A 21,679-nucleotide genomic window follows, 5' to 3' on the forward strand; every position below is an offset into this window, starting at 1 on the left:
ATTTAATATTTGTTTTCGGGTTTCTTACTTTTCGTGGATTTCAGGCCTTTTGTGGCGGTATCGGGTGGAAAATGAAAGTGATATGTGATAAAATACAAAAGTTAAACTGGGTTTGCTATGCCCGCAGGAGGGAAGAATGAGAGATATGAACTACATTGTAAATATACTGGATGAAATTGTTAATATACCCAGCCCGTCGGGGTACACAAAAAGGGTGATGGAGAGGATAGAGAAGGAAGTAAGCGGCTTTGGTTTTCCGGTTGCCTATAACCGGAAAGGCGGAATGCTGATTACCGTGCCGGGAAAGACGGAGACGGTTCTGGGGCTGTCGGCCCATGTGGATACGCTGGGCGCCATGGTGCGTTCCGTAAGGCCGGACGGAACTCTGGCTATCGTATCGGTGGGCGGGTTTATGATGCAGTCCATCGAGGGCAGCTACTGCCGCATTCTGACAAGGGACGGTAAAACGTTCACCGGAACGATTCAGACAAAGGCCCCGTCCGTACACACCTTTGATGAGGCCAGGACGCTGGAGCGCAAGGAAGCCAACATGGAAGTCCGTCTTGACGAGATTGTGCGGGAGAAAGCTGATGTGGAGGAGCTGGGCATCGGCCCAGGGGATTTCATAAGCTTTGATCCGAAGTTTGTTTACACGGAAAGCGGTTTTATCAAATCCAGGCATCTGGATGACAAGGCGTCCGCCGCAGTCATACTGGGACTCCTCAAATATCTGCATGAGACAGGAAAACAGCCGGAGCAGACTCTCAAAATTGCCATCAGCAATTATGAGGAGGTGGGCCACGGTTGCAGCTATATTCCGGAAGAGATCGAGGAATTCCTTGCCATCGACATGGGCGCCCTAGGGGATGATCTGAGCGGGGATGAGTACCGTGTATCCATCTGTGCCAAGGATTCTTCCGGCCCTTACGATTTTGACATGACGAACAGGCTGATCGGCCTGGCAAAAGAATATGGAATCGATTATGCGGTAGATATTTTCCCGCACTATGGTTCCGACGTTTCCTCCGCGCTTTCCGCAGGCAATGATATACGCGGAGCGCTCATCGGCCCGGGAGTTTCGGCTTCCCACGGACAGGAACGCACCCACATTAAGGGGCTGGAGCAGACATGGATGCTGCTGGCCGCCTATGTAGGAGTGCTGGATAAAGAACTCAGCCGGAAATTTTTTGAGCAGATGAAAGAACAATTATAAGAATAATCATAAGAACAGTTATAAAATCAAGTATAAGTCAGGGCGTTACGGTCTACGGAGGCTGTTCTGTACGGTATTTTACAGAAGCTCCGCGGACAATAACGGCAGTTTATAAACGGGAGGATAAAGATGCAGGCAATACTTCTGGCCGGAGGGCTGGGGACGCGGCTTCGCAGCGTGGTTAGCGACCGCCCCAAACCAATGGCTCTGATTGGGGACAGGCCCTTCATGGAATACGTGGTCCGCGGGCTGGCGCGGTTTGGGATTACCGATATTATTTTTGCCGTCGGATATAAGGGCAGCATGGTGGAAGAGCATTTTGGAGACGGAGAGGCCTTTGGGATCAGGGCATCCTATGCCTATGAGGAAGAACTTCTGGGTACGGCGGGGGCAATCAGGAATGCGGGCCGTTTCGTAACCGAAGACAGTTTTTTTGTCCTCAATGCAGATACTTTTTACCGGATCGATTACGGCAGGCTCGTAAAGATAAAGGAAGAGAACGGACTGGATATGACTCTCGTGCTCCGGGAGGTTCCCGACGTATCGCGCTATGGCGCGGCCGTCCTGGACGGCGTGATGCTGACCGGGTTTAATGAGAAAGAAAAAGAGGCGCGGCCGGGCACAATTAACGGAGGCGTTTACCTGATGTCCCGAAAACTGCTTGATGAAATCCCACCCGGAAAGGTTTCACTGGAAAATGAGATGATCCCCGGATGGATGAAGGAAGGCAGGCGGCTGGGCGGCTTTGTCAATGACGGTTACTTTATCGATATCGGCGTGCCGGACGATTATTTCCGCTTTCAGGAGGACGTGAAGAAAGGAGTTATCAAATGGTCATAAGAGGAAGAGCTCCCCTGCGCGTCAGCTTCGGGGGAGGAGGAACTGATGTGGAACCGTTCTGTCTGGAACAGGGAGGGGCCATCATCGGCAGCACAATCAATAAATATGCATACTGTTCCATCATACCGAGGAACGACGATCACATTACTGTACATTCCCTGGATTTTGATATGACGGTGAAATATAACACAAAAGAAAATTATGTTTATGACGGCAAGCTGGATCTCGTTACGGCGGCCTTAAAGGCAATGGATATCAAGCAGGGGTGCGAAGTTTATCTTCAGTGTGACGCGCCTCCGGGATCCGGTCTCGGAACCTCGTCGACCGTCATGGTCTCCCTTCTCACTGCGATGGCGCGGTGGAAAGGAATTGAGTTCGACAATTATGCAATGGCGGATCTGGCCTACGGCGTGGAACGCTGCGACTTAAACATAGCGGGCGGTTACCAGGATCAGTATGCGGCCACATTTGGGGGATTTAACTTTATCGAATTCCACGGGCGCAACAACGTGGTGGTCAATCCCCTGAGAATCAGGAGAGATATCATCAATGAACTGCAGTATAACCTGCTCTTATGTTATACGGGGAATATCCACGTTTCCGCTAATATTATCAAGGATCAGGTCAGCAACTACAAAAAACAGGATGCCTTCGACGCCATGTGCGAGGTAAAAGCTCTTTCTTATGCAATCAAGGACGAGCTGCTGAAGGGAAATCTGCACAATTTCGGAAAACTTCTGGACTACGGCTGGGAGAGCAAGAAGAAAATGAGCAGCAAGATCAGCAATCCCCAGATTGATACGCTTTATGAGGAGGCTAAGAAAGCCGGCGCCCTGGGCGGGAAACTCCTGGGAGCAGGCGGCGGCGGTTTCCTGCTGGTATACTGTCCCTACAATGTAAAACATAAGGTGGCGGCCAGACTGGAAGAGGTCGGCGGCCAGCTCATGGACTGGAACTTTGAACTCAGGGGCGCTCAGAGCTGGATCTGCAATGACGACAGATGGCAGTACCAGGATGTGAAGGTGCAGATGCCGGATAAGGAATACCAGTTCAAATTTTAACCAGGTAACGGAACCAGTTTCAGCAGACATAAGGATAGCGGGAGATAAGAGATGGCGTCAATGAAAGATCAGAGGGAGCCGGAACAGGATGAAAAACCGAAAAAGGTGGTTTTTCTGGATCGCGACGGTACGATGAATACGGAAGTGAACTATCTGCACAGGCCGGAGGATCTGGTGCTGATACCGGGAACTGCCGAGGCCGTAAGGCTGTTTAACGAGGCAGGGTTCACCGTGATCGTGGTAACGAACCAGGCCGGCGTGGCCAGGGGGTACTATACGGAAGCGGACGTGGAAACGCTGCACCGCTACCTGAACGGTCTTCTGGGGCAGTCGGGCGCCCATGTGGATGCATTTTATTACTGCCCCCATCACCCGGAGCACGGAATCGGGGAATATAAGAAGAACTGCCGCTGCCGCAAGCCGGGAACCGGAATGTTTGAAGCGGCGGAGCGGGATTTGGCCGGAGGAATCGACAGGGAGAATTCCTGGATGATAGGGGACAAACTGATCGATACCGAGGCCGGGCATAATTTTGGAATCAGAAGTATTCTTGTCGGCACGGGATACGGCGCGGCGCTCAGAGAATCTCAAAAAGAGGATGGAACAGAGCCGGGCAGCGGATGTGCGGACGGAAACTATGATTTTTACGCAGAAGATCTTCTCGCGGCGGCGCAGGCCGTGACGGAGGGAAGATGGAGCGGAAAAGGCAGTAAAGGCCGAAAGGATATTAAAGATATTAAAGACAGGCGCTGAAGACAAGCGCCGAAGAACCAGAGAACAAAGACAGGAGGAGGCGGAACATGCAGTTAAGAAACAGAATAGCAGAAGCAATCATGATACTTGCAGCCGCAGTCTCCATTTTAATCCCCGTCCATACCTTATTTTTCGGGGAAGGATTTCTTGTAAATTATATTAAGACGCCGGAATCGGCAAAGATGCTGGCGGAGATTGGCATTCTGTTCCTTATTTCGGGTACAGTCTTTTTCCTGATAAAGGACAAAAGAAAGCAGGCGGCCGCGGCCGCGGTTCTGGCTGTGGTGTTCTGCTGGCTGCACGTGGTGTTTCTTCCGATGGCTGTATCTGCGGTATATCTGGGATTTCTGATGCTGGCCGGACGGTTTTTAAAGGAGTATGTTTTTAAAATAGAGGATCGGGGCGGATATCCCGCCGATTTTCTGCTGGGAAGCAGCGCAGTAATTCTCTGCTTCTGTCTTCTTTCGGCGGCCGGAATCGGCCGGATTCTGGTAATGCGTCTGATCTGTCTGGGCGGCGGAGGCTTTCTTTACGCTTTCTACGGCGTGAAGCGGAAACTGCGCGGGAGAAGATTGGAAGGCAGGCAGACATCCGGCGGCGTTGAGGAAAACCGTGAAATCGGACAGCTGGAAACAGGCGGAAAAATCCTTTATCCGCTGTGCTTTATGTTTATTCTCATTGCCGTGCTGATACAGGCCGGCAGGATGAACATTGCGCTTGATTTCGACACCCTGTGGTATGGCGTCAGGTCGGAGTATATTCTGGCCGGGGGCGGCGGGATTTACGAAAATCCGGGGTTGGTGGGAATGGCTTACGTCTATTCCAAAGGGCTGGAGGTACTGACCCTGCCGCTGGCGGATTTGGCCTCACACAGCTATCTCCTGTTTTTTACCCTCTGGCTGTCGGTGATAGGGCTGACGGTTGTATACAGGATTGCCAGGTTTTTTATGAAGCGGGTGTATGCTGTTCTGGCGGCGGCGCTGTGCGCGTCCCTGCCCGGCATTATGAATATGGGAATTTCTGCAAAGCCCGATATCATCACATGGCTTCTGCAGCTTATTATATTGGAGTATTTTTTCAGATATGTCGTGAGCACGCAAAAGCATAGGGCGGATATCTCTGATGGTACAGATATCTCTAATGGTGCGGATATCTCTAATGGTACGGATATCTCTAATGATACGGATATCTCCAACGGGAATGTGCCGCTGCTTCTTTTGGCGGCGGGGGCCTACCTTCTGTCACTCACGATGAAACCGACCTCCCTTGTGTTCTCCACGGCCGTATTCGGGATGATGGGACTTTATCTGATTTTCTCAAAGAGACTGTCCCTTAAAGCTCCCGTCAGGCACTGGGCGGCGCTCGTTTTACCAGGAACCGCATTGATTGGAATCTGGGGCAGGACGATGATGATAACGGGAATGCCGGTGACTTCCGTTTTTACCTCCATTTTTGCAAAGCTGGGGTTTGAAATGAAATATCCTTTTGCCACCGGTTCACTGCCGCAGAACTGGCAGGATGAGAGTAACCTGCACGTACTGCTCCGCAGGCTCTGGCAGCTCCTGTTAGCGCCGGAAGGCAAGGATATGGGGCATGTGATTATTGCATGGGGGACGTCATTCCTCTTCTTTGCAGCAGCCTGCATGATTCTGTTTCGGCTGACAGGTTTGGTAAAACGGGAGAAAGACTGTATCAATCGGGCGGCGGCCGTTATATTCTGGCCGTTCCTGGCGGTTAATATGGTAAGTCTCATCATGCTGTACCAGGTGGATGGAAATTATTTTATGCTTCTTTATACCTTCCTGATTCTGTGGTTTTGCAGAAGCCTGAACCGGTTGGAGGAGAAGAGCCTTAAAAAACTGATTCTGGCGCTAACCGTGCCGCTTCTTACTTTTAATATCCTGGTGATGTCGCAGACAAACTGGGCCTGGTCGGCGGGATTCTCCGAGATTCAGGTCCTTAACAAAGGGAGATATAACCACAGGGCAAAACAGCATGAGGACATGATAGCAAAAGGAAATGCAGCCATCTGGCAGGTGCTTTCATCCGACCCGGCAAACCGGGTGATTGCTTTCGGAAATCACCCCTTCTGCCTGGAATTTCCCTGTAATGTCCAGTCGTACAAAGATATCACGTCGCCGTGGGGAAACGTGGAACTGGTCAATTCCCCTGAGGCGTTTGAAGAATATATGGAATATGCGGATACGGATTACGTGTACGCGGAGGCCGGTTATATCGGCACAGACAGTTGGGAGTGGAGCTATGGCCTGCTCCGGGATTTGATTGCGGACGGTGTGCTGACCGATTTCTTCTTTGAAAACGGTAATGCGCTGGCCCGGGTCAGCCGTGAAAAGCTGACAAAGGAGGAGGCGGAGGTGAATTTACGTCTCTTTGATGAGAATTACATTACTTCAGACAGTGTGAAACAGGAGGTACGGTAAAATGGATGAATACAGATATTTAACGGAGCTAACGGAGCGCTATCCGGTGTTAAAACAGGTGGAGGGCGACATAAGGGCTCTTTATGAAACGGTCAGGGAATCGTATGAGAACGGCGGGAAACTTTTAATCGCCGGTAACGGCGGAAGCTGTGCGGACTCGGAGCATATCGTAGGTGAGCTGATGAAGGGATTTGTAAAAAAGAGATCCGTTCCAAAGGAAATGGCGGAGAGCCTTAAATCTGTCGATCCGAAGAGAGGCGAAAAACTGGCCGGCAGCCTGCAGCAGGGACTTGCGGCTATCGCCCTGACGGGACATACCGCCCTGTCCACGGCATTTTTAAACGATGTGGACGGTGAGGTGATCTACGCCCAGCAGGTTTACGGATACGGAAAACCGGGAGATGTGCTGCTTGGCATCACCACATCGGGAAATTCAGAAAACATCATGTATGCCGCCGTGGCTGCCAAAGCCAAGGGCATGAAGGTGGTGGGCCTGACCGGAAGGGACGGCGGAAAGCTCAAAGGCATCTGTGACGCGGCAGTGGTGGTTCCGGAAACAGAGACATTTAAAATCCAGGAACTGCACCTTCCTGTTTATCATGCGCTGTGCCTGATGCTGGAAGAGCATTTCTTCCGGTAATATGGCAATAACAAACACAATATAGGATTAGAAAATGGAGCTTGCAGTACAATGAAGTTTAATGGGACAATACGGCGGGGAGGGGATGAGCCGGGGGGGGAGGACACTGCGGAACGCGCTGCCGGGCATGAAATGGGCGGCAGCAGGGCCGGGGCCTGGGGGGCGGGGAGGCTGGCTTTCTACTTTTTTCTTCTGTATGCGTTATTAATATGGATCTGTGAATTCCTGGATCTTTTGTGCTGGCTTGCGGGACTTCCTCAGGTGACCATTCTGTCCAGGGCGGCGGCCCTCATTTTAACCGGATTTGCCGGATGGAAGATCATAGGAATCCCCAGGACGGAGCGGGTAAAAACAGATTTGATTGCAGTGGCGGGAAGTATTTTTATTGTCGGTTTTTTTGCGGTAAAGGGCATCCGGCCGGACATGAGCTATGACACTTATAACTATCACCTGCTCAGCCAGATACCAGGCTTTTTAGACAATCTGAATTACCATGTCATGCCCGGAAAATTTCAGATGTTTGGTTTCCGGCTTGGGGATCGGATGTTTTATCCGTTCCGCGCGGCCCTGGGACTGAGGATGGGAACACTTTTAAATGCGGCGGCCATGCTGGTCATTTACCGCCAGGTAACGGTCTTTCTAGCCTGGTTTAAGAACAGCCTGAGTATTGTGGGGCAGTGGGAGAAAAAAGCGGGGAATCCGGTTATAAGAGCGTTGTGGAAGGTTTTAGGCTCTCCGTCCCTCCTGGCATTTCTGGCGGTGTGCCGCTATGATTTGATTTTACAGAGCGGAAGCTACATGGTAGAGCTGCTGGCGCTGCCGTTTCTGCTGGAAATGATTTTTCTTCTGGTGAGAGAGCGCGACGAGGCGTTTGTAAAGCGGGAGGCGTTTGTCTTCTGCCTGATGGGAGGGATTTTCTTCTGCCTGAAGATGACGAATATTGTCTATCTGGTTCCGCTGGTGATTTTATATATCTGGAAAATAAGAAAAGACATTACCGTACCTCTGTTTTTCTCCTGCCTGGCGGCCGGGGCGGTTCCGGTAATAGTTTATCTGATTTACAATGGAATCAGTACGGGGAATCCCGTTTTCCCGTATTATAATACAATATTTAAATCAAAATACTATCCGATTGAGAACTTTAAGGACAAACGCTGGGGGCCTTCCGAGTTTAAGGAAATATTCCTTTGGCCGTGGTACATGATACGCTATCCCGATTACAGGATGAGCGAGATGGTATCCACCTTCAACCTGGATTTGGTGGCCGGATATCTGGCTATGGCGGGCCTGCTCACGCTCGGCCTGTTTAAAAAGGCCGGGAAACAGTTCCTCGAATACAAACGGGAGATGCTGCTGATTGCCGTTTATCTCTTGTCGATGTTCGCCTGGACGGTAACGACCGGCCATACGAGATATTTTATGGGTGGCATACTCCTGAATGGGATCATCCTCATGATCTGCTGTCTGCGCCTCCTGTATTCCGGGGCCTGGCTGCCGGCGCTGGCCGGTATCGCGCTGATACTTCCTATGGGAGGAAAAGTGCAGTACGGTTTTAAAATGGTTTGGCAGGGACACGAGTGGTGTATGAGGGACGATTCCCCGGCGAGCTACGAAGCGAATGCCAAATGGATTTTCAGGGATCGCGAATTGTTTTCCGAGAGCGTCAGGCAGCAGGTGGATGTGATTTTTATGACCTGGGCCGACTATGGCAGCTACGCAAGGCTGATCGGGGAGGATATTCCCGTTTACAACCGGAATGCCATCGTAGGAGAGATGAGGGGCATTCAGGAGGAATATTTTAAGCGGGTGGAGAATTTCATGCGCGAAGGGAAAGGCGTATATGATATGTTCCCGCAAAGCGGCGAGAATTTAGACGCATACCTTGAATGGATGAACAAAGCGGGGTATTATGTAGAGGATATATTCTATATGACCGAAAAACTCTCGGGCCCGCAGGCTTTTAATATGGCAAGGCTCAATATGGCGGACGGAAGGGAAAACAGATGCTATTATGCTTATTCCGATGAGCGGTATGGGCGTTTCCAGATGGAAAAAGAGTCAGACTATTATAAAATGGCGGCTGTTTTCGGTGATCCGGACTGGTGGATGAATCCGTATCCGTTCCGGATTATCATCACCGCTTCCGACGGCGTCACGACAAAAGAGGCCGGAGCGGTGGAAATCCCGGGTGATACGCAGTACAGGAAAACGGAGACGGAGCTTGACCTTTCCGGTCTTAGCGGCACGATAACGATAGGATTTAAATCTTCCGTAGACGGGAAGAGGGGAGTGGCGGTCAATCCCATACTGACACCGTCGCAGAACAATGATACAGGAGGAATATAGGATGGATACGATTGCAGTATTGATTCCCTGCTATAATGAGAGCCAGACAATAGCAAAGGTAGTAAAGGATTACAGGGAGGCGCTTCCGGAGGCGACAATCTATGTATATGACAACAACTCCACCGATCACACGGATGAGGCGGCGAAGGAGGCCGGAGCTATTGTACGCTATGAATACCATCAGGGAAAGGGCAACGTTATCCGCAGCATGTTCCGCGACATCAATGCGGAGTGTTACCTGATGATAGACGGGGATGACACCTATCCGGCGGAGAACGCCAGGAGCATGGTGGATCTGATCCTTTCAGGCAGGGCCGACATGGTGATTGGGGACAGGCTGTCCTCCACCTATTTTACGGAGAATAAGCGGCCCTTCCACAATGCCGGCAACCGTCTTGTGCGGGGACTTATCAATACGATATTCAGCAGTGATATCAAGGATATCATGACGGGCTACCGGGCATTCAACTACCAGTTTGTAAAAAGCTTTCCAATCCTTTCAAAGGGGTTTGAGATCGAGACGGAGATGAGCATCCACGCGCTGGATAAAAACTTCAAGCTTCTGGAGGTTCCCGTCACATACCGTGACAGGCCGGCCGGCAGCGTCTCCAAGCTGAACACCTATAAGGACGGATTCAGGGTCTTAAAGACGATTGCCAGACTGTTCCGCGACTATAAGCCGTTTGCTTTCTTCGGATGGCTGGGACTGCTCTGTTTTCTTATAGCAACTGTATTTTTTGCCCCGATTCTCAAGGGCTATTTCTCCACGGGGACGGTTCCGAAATTCCCGACCCTCATCGTCTGCTCGGGTATCTATGTGGTGTCCTTCCTGTTGTGGATGAGCGGACTCATTCTGGATGTCATCGCAAAGAAGCACAGGCAGCTGTTTGAGCTTTACCTGAATATTCTGAGCGATAAGAAGATTTAGTTGAGATGCGAGGACGCCTCTGTAAGACGGCGGACGGGGGAGTGGGAGGGTGTGGATGAGTCTTCAGTCCCGGTTTGTAGGGTGTGGTGAGGGGGAATCCAGGAGAAAAAATTCCTACGGGGACTCGCTCCCGCTTGTGGAATGCGCAGCGGATGCTAAGACGTCAAAATACGCCGTCTAAGCACCGGCGGATTCCAAGGTCTCCCTTCGGAAAGTTTTCTCCTTCCTTCCCCGGGCAGTTTGTCGACGGGACTGAAGACTCAGGGAAGGTTGTTGCCCCGTCCGCCGGCTTCAGGGCTGATTGTCTCTTTCGTCAAGTAAGGGAGAGGTATTGTCGCGGCCACTATGGAGTCGTGAATCTTTTACCTTATGAAGGTATTTCGGGCTGGATTCAGAGAAAATATAAAGCAAAGTTTTACGATTGATTAAAACTCAATGGTTATTCAAGGATAGGTCAGACGCCGAAGCTCAGATGCATCAATTGAATACCATGCAGGAGGCATTCTTCTGAAATTTGAGGAAACGTAGTGGTAGCGACAGTACCTCCCCCCCCTGAAGGAATAAGAACAATTCAGCGGCCGCAGGACGGGGGTCGGGATGGCGACAACCTTCGCGTCTTCAGTCACGGGGCATAACCTTCCTGTGGGGAATCCGGGAGAAAAAGATTCCGCAGGGAACCTGGAAGTCCATCAGTACTTAGGTGGCGTATTTTGACACCTTAGTACTGTTATGCACTTCAAAGAGCGCAAGCGTTTCCCGAAGGAACTTTTTCTGCCCGGCTTCCCCACCCGCGACAACCTGAAAACCGGGACTGGAGACTCACAGCCTCCCCTCACCATCCCGAACCCCGACCGTCCCGGCGGCGTTCTCATTCCTCATTTAAAGGCGGGACTGTTACGGTCTAACCATACACACATAAAATTATCTAAATGACATTGGGGGAACAGTAACAAAAGAACGGCAGACTCGTTTGCTATATTAAGGAGAAATCTATGGAAATGAAATCGACGAAAAAGGGTGCGGTTTGGTTTATCCCCGTCCTGATTGGAGTCCTGTTCAGCTTTTATTATCTGTATCTTGCATCGGATAACGTGGCGTTTTCCGATTATATCAGGCTGATCAATTCCTATCTTCCCGATGTGGGAAACCCGGCCAAATTTTTTGTTCCCGATATTTTCACCAGAGTTCCGGTGACGTATCTGGGCAGAATCATCAATGTGAAGCTGCTCGGTTACAATACGTTCTTCGACATGGCGCTCGGAGTCCTGAGCCTGGGCCTGGGGGCGGCTGCGCTGGCGGCCTATTCAAGGAAGGAAAAGAGCATCTCTTATTTCTGGTTCCTTGTTGTCCTTTTTGTCTATTTCAGCCTGAATAAATGGGAGATGCTGACCAACGGAACGGGCTGGGTGTGTTTCCTCGCCGTTTCCGGTTTTATCTGCCATTATGTGATTCTGGATCATGCGATCCGGACAGGGCATGAGCTGAAAGCCGACCGGATTGCACTGATGGTACTTCCGCCCATTTTGACTCTGCTTGTGGCAGGTCCTTACTGCGGCAGCTATTCGGCGCTTATGACGTTGGTTTATCTGGTCATGCTGGCATCGGACTACAGAAAAAAAGGCAGGATGAACCGCCTTTACCTCGGTTATCTCGCCGCGGTGCTGATTCCGCTGGCGCTCTATCTCTGGAGCAACTCCCATGCGGTCTATGTGCACAGGGGGGCCGTGACGGAAGGCAATATTGTGACGCAATTTATTGCAGAACCTGTATTTTTCATCACGTTTATCCTGAAGGCGTTTGCCTCGGCCGTGGTGGGGCAGAACCAGTTCATCAAGCTGGCGGAAGGAGGGGGCTTTTTTGGAAGCAACACCTTTATCTGCGTGGTGGGAGCGGCGGTGATCTTTCTCTATCTGTATGCGCTGTACCTGAACTGGAAATATAAGCTTTATGAAAAAACGGCATTTCCGCTTATTATGATATTAAACGGCGGGCTGAACCATCTGCTGATTTTATCGGCCCGGTGGATCTTTTTAAAGGATACCTACGGAATGTCGTCCAGATATGCCCTGCAGTACCAGATGGGAATCATTGGAATTATACTGACCTTTGCCGCTGTGATGCACTTAAAACACTGTGCCCGGGACGGCGGGGAGAAGACGGAGAGTGGAAAGCACGTAAGCGCCGCTTCCTCCGTAATCATCGTCCTCGGGGTCTGCCTGATTCTTTTCGGGAACGGATGGACGGTGAAAGAAGAGATGGCGTCTGCTCCGTACAGGAAGGATTTCCTGCGGGTATCCAGGGAACTGGGGTTAAACTACAGGACGGTAAACGACGAAGATCTGGTTACGTATCTGCAGCACGATGCGGATCAGGTAAGGAACGCGATGCGGATTCTGGAAGAAAATAATCTGAACATTTTCAGAAAATAGATGTAACAAAGGAGGGTACGCCCATGAAAGTAGTAATTTTAGCAGGAGGATTCGGGACAAGGATCAGCGAGGAGAGCCATCTGAAGCCAAAACCAATGGTGGAAATAGGAGAACAGCCGATTTTATGGCACATTATGAAATATTATTCCCAGTTTGGGTATCATGATTTTATCATCTGTCTGGGGTACAAGCAGTATGTGGTCAAAGAATTTTTTGCCGATTACTTCCTCCATACCTCCGATGTGACCTTTGACCTGGCAAACAACAGCATGGAAGTCCATAATAATTATTCCGAGCCGTGGAAGGTGACGCTGGTGGATACGGGCCTGCACACAATGACGGGAGGACGTATCAAGAGGGTGCGCGAATACATTGGTGACGAGACATTTATGCTGACATACGGGGATGGAGTGTCTACGGTGGATCTCGATGCCCTGCTGAAATTCCATAAGAGCCATGGCAAAACAGCCACAATCAGCGGTGTCAACATCGGCCAGCGCTTCGGAGTCCTGGACGTGGATGCCGACGGGGCAATCCACGAATTCCGAGAGAAGAACGACGATGACGGCAAGATTGTAAACGGCGGTTTCATGGTGATGGAGCCGGGCGTATTTGATTATATAGACGGGGATGAGACGGTGTTTGAAAAAGCGCCGCTTGAGAATCTGGCAAAGGACGGGGAACTGATGGTTTACCGCCATGACGGTTTTTGGAAATGCATGGACACCCAGAGGGACAGAATGCAGCTTGAACAGATGTGGCAGGACGGGGACGCCCCGTGGAAGATCTGGTAGTATTCCGGCGCAGGGAGTGACCCGCAGCGGCTGTGAATCATAACGCGGCGTTCATAATATGAGGTGATAAATATGGAATTACTTGATTTTTATAAAGGAAAGAAGGTCCTCGTCACAGGTGATACGGGATTTAAAGGTTCGTGGTTTGTCAGAATGCTGACCCTCGCCGGATCCGTGGTCACGGGATACGGACTCGAACCGCCGACCGACCCGAGCCTCTTTGAGATTGCGGGAATTAGGAGGACGGTGGATCATGTGACGGGCGATATCCGGGATCTGGAACATCTCAGGGAGGTTTTCGATCGGGTACGGCCGGAGATTGTGTTCCATCTGGCGGCACAGCCGATCGTGCGCGATTCTTATAAGGAACCGGTGTACACCTATGAGACAAACGTCATGGGAACCGTGAACGTGCTGGAGTGCATCCGCCTCTGCCCGTCCGTGAGGTCCTTCGTCAATGTGACTACGGATAAGGTTTATGAGAATAAGGAATGGGAATACGGCTACAGGGAGAATGACCGTCTGGACGGCTACGATCCCTATTCCAACAGCAAATCATGCTCCGAGCTTGTGACACACTGCTACCGCCAGTCCTTTTTCCAGGACGGCCGTCCGGCCGTCTCCACCTGCAGGGCGGGGAACGTCATCGGAGGAGGCGATTTTGCCAATGACCGTATCATACCGGACTGCGTCAGGGCGGTGCAGGCGGGAAAACCGATTATCGTGCGCAACCCCCATTCCATCCGTCCGTTCCAGCATGTGCTGGAGCCGCTTTTCATCTATATGACGGTGGCGAAGAGACAGTATGAGGAGCCGGAGCTTGCAGGGAATTATAACGTTGGCCCGGATGATGCGGACTGTGTGGATACGGGCAGGCTCACGGATCTGTTCTGTGAGAAATGGGGGGACGGGATGACCTGGATTAACAGGTATGACGGAGGCCCCCATGAGGCGGGATTCCTGAAACTGGACTGTTCCAGAATCAGGCGCGTTTTCGCCTGGCGGCCCAGATATCACGTGGAAGAGGCCGTTGAAAAGACCGTGGAATGGTCCAAAGCCTGGCTGGCCGGGAAAGACATGCTTGCGGTGATGGATCGGCAGATAAAAGAATTTCTGAAGATAGATGATTCTGAAGATAAACGATTCGGAAGATAGATGAACCGTAACGGCACGAATGATAATGTTCTGCGGTGTACGGGAAACGATGAACAGGAAATGACGGATAGAAAATGATGGACAGAAACTAAAAATAAACAGATTTGGAGGTAACAAGAATGTCTGATGAGAAGATGACGGCAGCAGGGCAGGAGGAGGCGCGCAGCCAAATCCTGAAACTGGTGGCCGATTACTGCGATAAATACCACAACAAAAAAGGGCCTTTTGAGGAGGGACAGAGAATCCCATACGCCTCCCGCGTCTACGACAGCCATGAGATGGTGAACCTGGTGGACAGCGCCCTGGAATTCTGGCTGACTTCCGGCCGGTACACGGATCAGTTTGAAAAAGGACTTTCCGATTACCTGGGAGTGAGATTTTGTTCCCTTGTAAACTCCGGTTCTTCCGCCAACCTGATTGCATTCATGGCTCTGACTTCCCCGTTGCTCGGAGAACGCAGGGTGAAACGCGGCGATGAGGTCATCACCGTGGCCGCCGGTTTCCCGACGACGGTGACGCCTGTCATCCAGTACGGCGCGGTACCGGTATTTGTGGATGTGACGATCCCGCAGTATAATATCGACGTGACGAAACTGGAGGAGGCGCTGTCCGATAAGACAAAGGCCGTCATGATTGCCCATACGCTGGGAAATCCGTACGACCTCGGGGCAGTGAAGGCATTCTGCGATAAACACGGTCTGTGGCTGGTGGAAGACAACTGCGATGCCCTGGGCAGCCGCTACACAATCGACGGCGTGACGAAGTTTACGGGTACGATCGGCGATATCGGAACATCCAGTTTTTATCCGCCCCACCATATGACAATGGGAGAGGGAGGCGCTGTATATACGGACAATGCCCTTCTCAATAAGATTATCCGTTCTTTCCGCGACTGGGGCCGCGACTGCGTCTGCCCTTCCGGCCGCGACAATCTCTGCGGCCACCGGTTTGACAGGCAGTATGGGGAACTTCCGCTGGGGTATGACCATAAATACGTATACTCCCATTTTGGATACAACTTAAAGGCAACCGACATGCAGGCGGCGGTGGGCTGTGCGCAGCTTGAAAAATTCCCGTCCTTTGTGGAGCGCAGGAAACACAATTTTACCCGCCTGAAAGCAGGACTCGCAGGGGCGGAAGATAAATATATCCTGCCCGTGCCATGTGAGAATTCTGACCCGAGCTGGTTTGGTTTCCTGATCACCTGCCGGGAGGGTGTGGACAGAAATAAAGTGGTACAGTATGTGGAAGGAAAAGGCGTACAGACGAGAATGCTTTTTGCCGGAAACCTGACCAAGCATCCGTGCTTTAATGAAATGAGGGAGAGCGGAAGCGGATACCGCGTAGCCGGCGCTCTTGACAATACGGACCGTATTATGCGCGACACATTCTGGGTAGGCGTTTATCCGGGGATGACAGATGAGATGATTGATTATATGGCGAAGGTATTGAAAGAGGCGTAGAACGATGACAGAGACAGCCGGAATGCCTTATGACCTGTCGAAGGTCCACGAGGCGGACAGAAAATTATTAAAGGAAATTGACCGGATTTGCCGGAAATATAAAATCAAATATGCCATGGATTCGGGAACGCTCCTCGGCGCGGTCCGCCACAGGGGATTCATCCCCTGGGACGACGACGTGGATGTGGTGTTCACAAGGCCGAACTTTGAGATGTTCATGAAGGTGGCTCCCAGGGAGCTGCCGGAGGGAATGTCGGTCCTGAGGCCGGAGGAGATCCGGGGAGGCAAGGTATTCTATGACTTTACATCCCGTATTATCTACGAGAACAGCCGTGTCCATGAGGATAACGATCAGATGCGCTTTTACGACGGGAAGCTGAACCACCTTTGGGTGGATCTGTTTGTCCTGGATCGTCTGCCCGATGGAAAAGGGGCGGCGGCATGGGCCAAATTCCTGCAAAAGGTGATTTACGGCATGGCGATGGCGCACCGCGACGGACTGGACTATTCCAAATACAGCCTGGCCGACAAGATACGGGTGGGAGCCCTTGCCACGGCGGGACGCCTGATCCCGATGCCGCTCCTGTTCAAACTTCAGCGCAGGGCTGCGATGAAGGACGGGAAGAAAAAGACAAAGCGGTGGTATTACAGCAATTACCAGCCGGACTATCTGTATGTGACGCTGGAGGGGGAGTGGTGTGAAAAGACCGTGGACATGGAGTTTGAGGGGATGGAGATTATGGCCCCGGTGGGCTATACCCATGTGCTGGAACTCATTTACGGCGACTATAAGAAGCTGCCGCCGCCGGAGAAACGCGTTCCGGCCCACTCAACCATAGAGATACAGATTTTTGACCAGGAGAAATGACAATACGATGAAAAAAATTTCAATTATTATTTCCGTTTATAACGAAGAAGCGGCGCTGGAGGAATTCTACCGGACTGCCCGGCCCATGTTTGAGGAACTGAGCTGGGACTATGAACTGATCTTCGTAAACGACGGAAGCGCGGATTGCTCCCTGTCTATCCTGAAGCGGTTTGCAGCGGAAAATCCAAAAGTGAAGGTAATCAATTTTTCCAGGAATTTCGGCCATGAGGCCGCCATGCTGGCCGGTCTCGACTACAGTGACGGCGATGCCCTCGTGTGTATGGATGCGGATCTGCAGCACCCGCCGGAATGCGTGGAAGAGATTATCAGAAAATTTGAGGAGGGGTATGAGGTGATCAACATGGTCCGCACCAGAAACAGGTCGGCCGGGTTTATCAAGAACTTAACCTCCTCCGCGTTTTACAAACTGATTAACAGGATTTCCGATGTGAAGCTCGAAGCTAATGCCTCCGACTTTTTCGCAATGACGGAACCGGCGGCTAGGGTTCTCCGGGAAAATTACCGGGAAAAAGTGCGGTTTTTGAGGGGATATGTCCAGAATATCGGATTTAACAGATGCAATATTGAGTATGAAGCCAGGCCCAGGGTGGCGGGAGAGAGTAAATACAGCCTGCGTAAGCTGTTCAAATTCTCCGTCAACACGATTCTCTGTTTTTCGGATCTGCCGCTGAAGCTGGGGATTTATTCCGGTATGTTCGTCGGATTTCTGGGTCTTCTGGTGATGATCGACACGATCTATGAGTGGGCGGCCCACGGCACGCCGAGCGGCTACGCCACCATTGTAGTCCTTCTGTGCTTTATGTTTGCGATGCTGTTCGTAGTGGTTGGGATTATCGGGGAATACATTGCGATCCTGTTTACGGAACTGAAAGACCGTCCTATCTATATTATCCGGGATACGGAGAACATTGCCGGAGACAGGGGCGGCGCCGGAAAGACCGAAAGGGCCGAAAACGCTGAAAACGCCGGAAGCGCCGAAAAAAGCGGGGAAAATACAGGCGCAGTTGCGGCTCATACCTGCAAGGATGCAGAGTATGGCTGCGGCGGTGAGGAAAATCAGGTCAGGAGCGCGGAAAATATTGACAAGGTGAAGCCGGAATAAACATGATATAATTTGGACATGTAAACGCACTAAATAAAGACAATTTGGGGAAAATAATTTATGAAGAAATTTATGAGTTTACTCTTAAGTATCATTATAATGATCGCCGGACCGGCCATGACCTCCTATGCAAAGCCGGACTGGCCGTCGGATACGGGCATCCAGTCGGAAGCCGGAATTGTGATGGATATGGATTCCAGGACCGTGATTTTCGGCCAGAATATACACGTACAGAAGGCTCCGGCAAGCATCACCAAACTGCTGACGGCCCTGGTGGTGATTGAGAATGCGAAGCTGGACGACATGGTGACGTTCTCGGACGACGCCATCCATAACGTGGAGGATGGGGCCGGTAATAAGAATGCGCTGGAAGTCGGGGATAAGATGACGGTAAAGGACTGTCTCTACCATATGCTTTTGACCTCATCCAATCAGTCGGCCAACGCCCTGGCGGAACACGTGGCGGGCAGCCGCGACGCTTTTGTGGCGATGATGAATGAGAAGGTGAAGGAGCTGGGCTGTGAGAACAGCCATTTTGCCAATCCTTCGGGGCTGAATGACGACACACAGCTTACGACGGTGTACGATATGGCATTGATTGGAACGGCGGCCTATGAGAACCCGACGCTCCTGGAGATCGGCTCGGCCAAGAGCTACCGCCTTCCCGCCACCGCCAACAATCCCGACGGCGTGACGATCAAGATGGAACACAAGATGTTAATGGAGGGGGATCCCAATTATTATCCGGCGGCGATTGCAGGTAAGACCGGTTTTACCTCGATTGCGGGGCAGACACTGGTGACTTATGCATCAAAGGATAACCGGAGGCTGATTGCGGTGACGATGAAGAGCACCGAATTTACCCACTATCAGGATACGACCGCCCTCTTAAACTTTGGATTTGATAAGTTTCAGAATATCAACATCAGTGAAAATGAGACTTCCTATACCTCGGGGGATCAGCCCGTGACGCTGGGAGACGGCTCCTATGAGCCATCGGATCTCTCCATCGACGCTAAGGCCGTGATTACCGTTCCCAGAGATGCGCAGTTCTCCGATACGGACCGGAATGTGGTTACAAAACTTCCGGAGAATCATCCGGACGGAGCCGTGGCCCTTCTTGAGTATACCTATAATGAGCGGAAAGTCGGAGAAGTTTACATAATCAGTGCAAAGCAGGCGGCTATCGATGAGACGGCCCAGGCCGGTGGCGAAACGCCGGAGTCGGTTCCTGCCGGCCAGGACGGAGAGGGTACGCCCGATTCCGGCAAGGAGACGGGCGGAGCCGCACATATTGCCTTTAAACTGCCGAAACAGGCGCCCTGGATAGCGCTGATCGGCGTGATCGCGGCGGCAGGCCTCGGATTTGCCATTGTTTTTTTCAAAAAGAAAAAAGAGGAAGAGCGCAGGCTCATGGAGGAGCGGCGCAGAAAGAGAAGGCAGCGTCTGGAAGAAATCGGCTGCACCCAGGAAGAATTTGACCGTCTGCTGGAAGAGCGTGCGAGGCGTGGAAAATAGAAAAATAAGAAAACGGTTTTCACTTTGACTGGTGAAAACCGTTTTCTTATTTTCTACGGGAAAATTGAAATACTGTGTTTTATTTAAAATTTGGCAGCAGGCGATTCGGGGAAATCGGAGAGGTGTTTCCACGCCGTTTTCATCAACTGCATAAAGTCATTTACATGTTTCGGAGGTTTCCCATTTTTCCTGCGCATAAGACAGATGGGAGTCTGTAAGAGTGTATTATCGTTTTTGATTGGAAAAGCATTGCATCCAGGCAGTGTATTCATCAGGGAAGGCAGTCTGGACTTCCGGCAGAAGAAAACACCCAGATGGCAGGGGTAAAGGGAAATCATAAGTTCCGTATTGGAAGATTCTATATAAACATTTGGTTTAAAACCTGCATTATGAAAGCATTCGTCGGCTACCCGGCGGAGGCGCATAGGAGGTTTGTGGAGGATAAAGGGAACCTGGGAGAATTCACGCAAATCGGTACCGAGGGCGGCCTGTTCTTTTATTTTGGGCGCATCCTTACCGAAATAGCGCTCTAATAGTATATCGGAGCAGATAATATAGCTCTTTTCTTCGAGTAAAAGGGTAAAGTCGATCCGATCTTTCATGCTGGACACTTCAGAGTGGCTGGGGGTTCCAATCAGCAGATCGAGGGCTCCGTCGCAAAGCATTTGCAGCATCTCTTCGGAAGATTCCTCTACAAGTTCCAGGGAAATATTCGGCCAGCGTTTGTTAAAATCGGGCAGTACCATAGGAAAACATTCAGCGGCCCGATAGGCTGGAATGCCGATTCTCAAAAGCCCGGAGTGTTTACTGCTGATATCGGAAAAACCGTTAATTAGTGATTCGTTTTCTTTTATGATCAGCTCGGCACCTTCTACAAGCTGTTTTCCTGCATATGTGAGCTGAAGTTTTGGCTGACGTTCAAAAAGCTTGACGCCATAATAGAGTTCTAATCGTTGAATTTGAAAGCTGAGAGTCTGTTGAGAAATATAGAGGCGCTGAGCCGCGCTGGTCATATTCAAATCTTTGGCTACCGCTAAAAAGCTTTCAAGATATTTAACATTCAAATGAATAGTCCCTCCTTCCTGCTTAATATATGCCCTGGATTATACCAATATAGGTTTTAATTGTCAAATCATATGACTTTATTGAAATGACTTTTATAAAATCCATTAACCAATAAAATTTGTAGTATAGATATGTTTAGCACAAAATATCTGTTGGAAAATAATACAGTAATCAGATATAATTACAACATCCTCAATACCATTGTAACGATAGGGAAAGAATCAGAATATGGCTGAGGAAACATACATAGTCCGAACCGGTCGGAGAGCCTAAGTGATAACATATCAGAAGAATTTGAAGGGAGAATGCAAAATGCCAGTTGGAAAAAGAGTTTATTTACAGCGTAAGCTGCCGGATACACAGTTAATCGAGGATTTTAAAAAGATACCTGCATCGAATGTGGGAGATGTGATGGGACGGAATTGCGCCATGAATCCCCGAATTCATTTAGTCAGCAGTCCCAAGGAACAGATGATGGCCGGTCCGGCATATACTGTCAAACTGAGGGCCGGTGATAACCTGGCGCTGCATGCGGCACTGAATCACTGTAATGAGGGAGATGTGCTGGTTGTTTCCAATGAGGGCGATACAACGAGAGCTTTGATGGGAGAGATTATGATGGCCTATCTCATGCTTGTAAAAAAGGTTGCGGGAATCATCCTTGACGGCCCGATCCGTGACATTGATGAGATTGGAAAGTGGGATTTTCCGGTATACTGCACAGGAACGACTCCGGGAGGCCCATATAAAGAAGGCCCAGGTGAAATCAATGTACCTGTCAGCTGCGGTGAGGTCAGCGTAAATCCGGGGGATATTATTCTGGCAGATCCCGACGGCGTGGTAGTGATTCCACGAAACGATGCTTCGCAGATTTTGAAGGACGCTCAGAAGTTCCAGGCAGCCGATGAGAAGAAATTACTGGACGTAAAAAACGGAGTGGCTAATCGAGACTGGGTGGATAAAATGCTTCTGGATCATGGATTTGAGTTTATCGACGCTGCTTACGAAGCCTGACAATCAGCCTGATAATGCCTGGCTCAAT

Annotated in this window: 18 protein-coding genes; 17 read left to right on the plus strand and 1 reads right to left on the minus strand. The window is 50.7% G+C overall.

The features are described from left to right. Positions 1 to 136 precede the first annotated feature (136 nt). The 16 genes from EJL91_RS15360 (at position 137) to EJL91_RS15430 (ending at position 19,572) form a co-directional block, all read left to right on the plus strand. Positions 137 to 1,213: a M42 family metallopeptidase gene (locus tag EJL91_RS15360; protein WP_125142856.1), complete on the plus strand. Its 1,077-nt coding sequence runs from the start codon at positions 137 to 139 to the stop codon at positions 1,211 to 1,213. Positions 1,214 to 1,342: 129 nt separating this feature from the next. Next, positions 1,343 to 2,053 (plus strand): nucleotidyltransferase family protein, encoded by a 711-nt coding sequence (locus EJL91_RS15365; RefSeq protein ID WP_125142857.1) that lies wholly within the window; start codon positions 1,343 to 1,345, stop codon positions 2,051 to 2,053. Next, positions 2,044 to 3,114, plus strand: a complete 1,071-nt coding sequence (locus EJL91_RS15370; RefSeq protein WP_125142858.1) for a GHMP family kinase ATP-binding protein — start codon at positions 2,044 to 2,046, stop codon at positions 3,112 to 3,114. The genes EJL91_RS15365 and EJL91_RS15370 overlap by 10 nt, the downstream gene beginning before the upstream one ends. A 51-nt stretch (positions 3,115 to 3,165) precedes the next feature. Next, positions 3,166 to 3,867: a D-glycero-alpha-D-manno-heptose-1,7-bisphosphate 7-phosphatase gene (locus tag EJL91_RS15375; RefSeq protein ID WP_125142859.1), complete on the plus strand. Its 702-nt coding sequence runs from the start codon at positions 3,166 to 3,168 to the stop codon at positions 3,865 to 3,867. Between the two features lie 47 nt (positions 3,868 to 3,914). Continuing rightward, positions 3,915 to 6,308: a potassium transporter KefB gene (locus tag EJL91_RS15380; protein WP_125142860.1), complete on the plus strand. Its 2,394-nt coding sequence runs from the start codon at positions 3,915 to 3,917 to the stop codon at positions 6,306 to 6,308. Between the two features lies 1 nt (position 6,309). Then, on the plus strand, positions 6,310 to 6,948 hold the full coding sequence (locus EJL91_RS15385) for a D-sedoheptulose-7-phosphate isomerase (protein ID WP_125142861.1): 639 nt from the start codon (positions 6,310 to 6,312) through the stop codon (positions 6,946 to 6,948). Positions 6,949 to 6,999: 51 nt separating this feature from the next. Further along, complete coding sequence (locus EJL91_RS15390; RefSeq protein WP_243125387.1) at positions 7,000 to 9,294, plus strand: DUF8201 family protein; 2,295 nt, start codon at positions 7,000 to 7,002, stop codon at positions 9,292 to 9,294. A gap of 1 nt (position 9,295) precedes the next feature. After that, a complete protein-coding gene (locus EJL91_RS15395; protein WP_125142862.1) occupies positions 9,296 to 10,222 on the plus strand; it encodes a glycosyltransferase family 2 protein in 927 nt (308 codons plus the stop codon). Between the two features lie 55 nt (positions 10,223 to 10,277). Continuing rightward, on the plus strand, positions 10,278 to 10,403 hold the full coding sequence (locus EJL91_RS25145) for a hypothetical protein (RefSeq protein ID WP_279230047.1): 126 nt from the start codon (positions 10,278 to 10,280) through the stop codon (positions 10,401 to 10,403). Between the two features lie 811 nt (positions 10,404 to 11,214). Further along, the gene (locus tag EJL91_RS15400; protein WP_125142863.1) at positions 11,215 to 12,651 is read left to right on the plus strand and encodes a hypothetical protein; all 1,437 of its coding nucleotides are present in this window, start codon (positions 11,215 to 11,217) and stop codon (positions 12,649 to 12,651) included. Positions 12,652 to 12,674: 23 nt separating this feature from the next. After that, a complete protein-coding gene (gene rfbF / locus EJL91_RS15405) occupies positions 12,675 to 13,445 on the plus strand; it encodes a glucose-1-phosphate cytidylyltransferase (RefSeq protein WP_125142864.1) in 771 nt (256 codons plus the stop codon). Positions 13,446 to 13,517: 72 nt separating this feature from the next. After that, positions 13,518 to 14,600, plus strand: a complete 1,083-nt coding sequence (gene rfbG / locus EJL91_RS15410) for a CDP-glucose 4,6-dehydratase (RefSeq protein WP_125142865.1) — start codon at positions 13,518 to 13,520, stop codon at positions 14,598 to 14,600. Positions 14,601 to 14,719: 119 nt separating this feature from the next. Further along, complete coding sequence (rfbH, locus tag EJL91_RS15415) at positions 14,720 to 16,063, plus strand: lipopolysaccharide biosynthesis protein RfbH (protein WP_125142866.1); 1,344 nt, start codon at positions 14,720 to 14,722, stop codon at positions 16,061 to 16,063. Positions 16,064 to 16,067: 4 nt separating this feature from the next. Beyond that, complete coding sequence (locus EJL91_RS15420; protein WP_125142867.1) at positions 16,068 to 16,931, plus strand: LicD family protein; 864 nt, start codon at positions 16,068 to 16,070, stop codon at positions 16,929 to 16,931. A 7-nt stretch (positions 16,932 to 16,938) separates the two neighbouring features. After that, complete coding sequence (locus tag EJL91_RS15425) at positions 16,939 to 18,054, plus strand: glycosyltransferase family 2 protein (protein WP_243125388.1); 1,116 nt, start codon at positions 16,939 to 16,941, stop codon at positions 18,052 to 18,054. A 60-nt stretch (positions 18,055 to 18,114) separates the two neighbouring features. Then, positions 18,115 to 19,572: a D-alanyl-D-alanine carboxypeptidase family protein gene (locus EJL91_RS15430; protein ID WP_125142868.1), complete on the plus strand. Its 1,458-nt coding sequence runs from the start codon at positions 18,115 to 18,117 to the stop codon at positions 19,570 to 19,572. A gap of 83 nt (positions 19,573 to 19,655) precedes the next feature. Here EJL91_RS15430 and EJL91_RS15435 read toward each other — a convergent pair whose 3' ends face one another. Continuing rightward, the gene (locus EJL91_RS15435; RefSeq protein WP_125142869.1) at positions 19,656 to 20,636 is read right to left on the minus strand and encodes a LysR family transcriptional regulator; all 981 of its coding nucleotides are present in this window, start codon (positions 20,634 to 20,636) and stop codon (positions 19,656 to 19,658) included. A 313-nt stretch (positions 20,637 to 20,949) separates the two neighbouring features. Here EJL91_RS15435 and EJL91_RS15440 point away from each other — a divergent pair, with 313 nt between their 5' ends. Beyond that, positions 20,950 to 21,651, plus strand: coding sequence for an RraA family protein (locus EJL91_RS15440; protein ID WP_125142870.1), 702 nt, complete (start codon positions 20,950 to 20,952; stop codon positions 21,649 to 21,651). Positions 21,652 to 21,679: the final 28 nt, after the last annotated feature.

Source organism: Clostridium transplantifaecale (assembly GCF_900626075.1).
Taxonomy (GTDB): domain Bacteria; phylum Bacillota; class Clostridia; order Lachnospirales; family Lachnospiraceae; genus Otoolea; species Otoolea transplantifaecalis.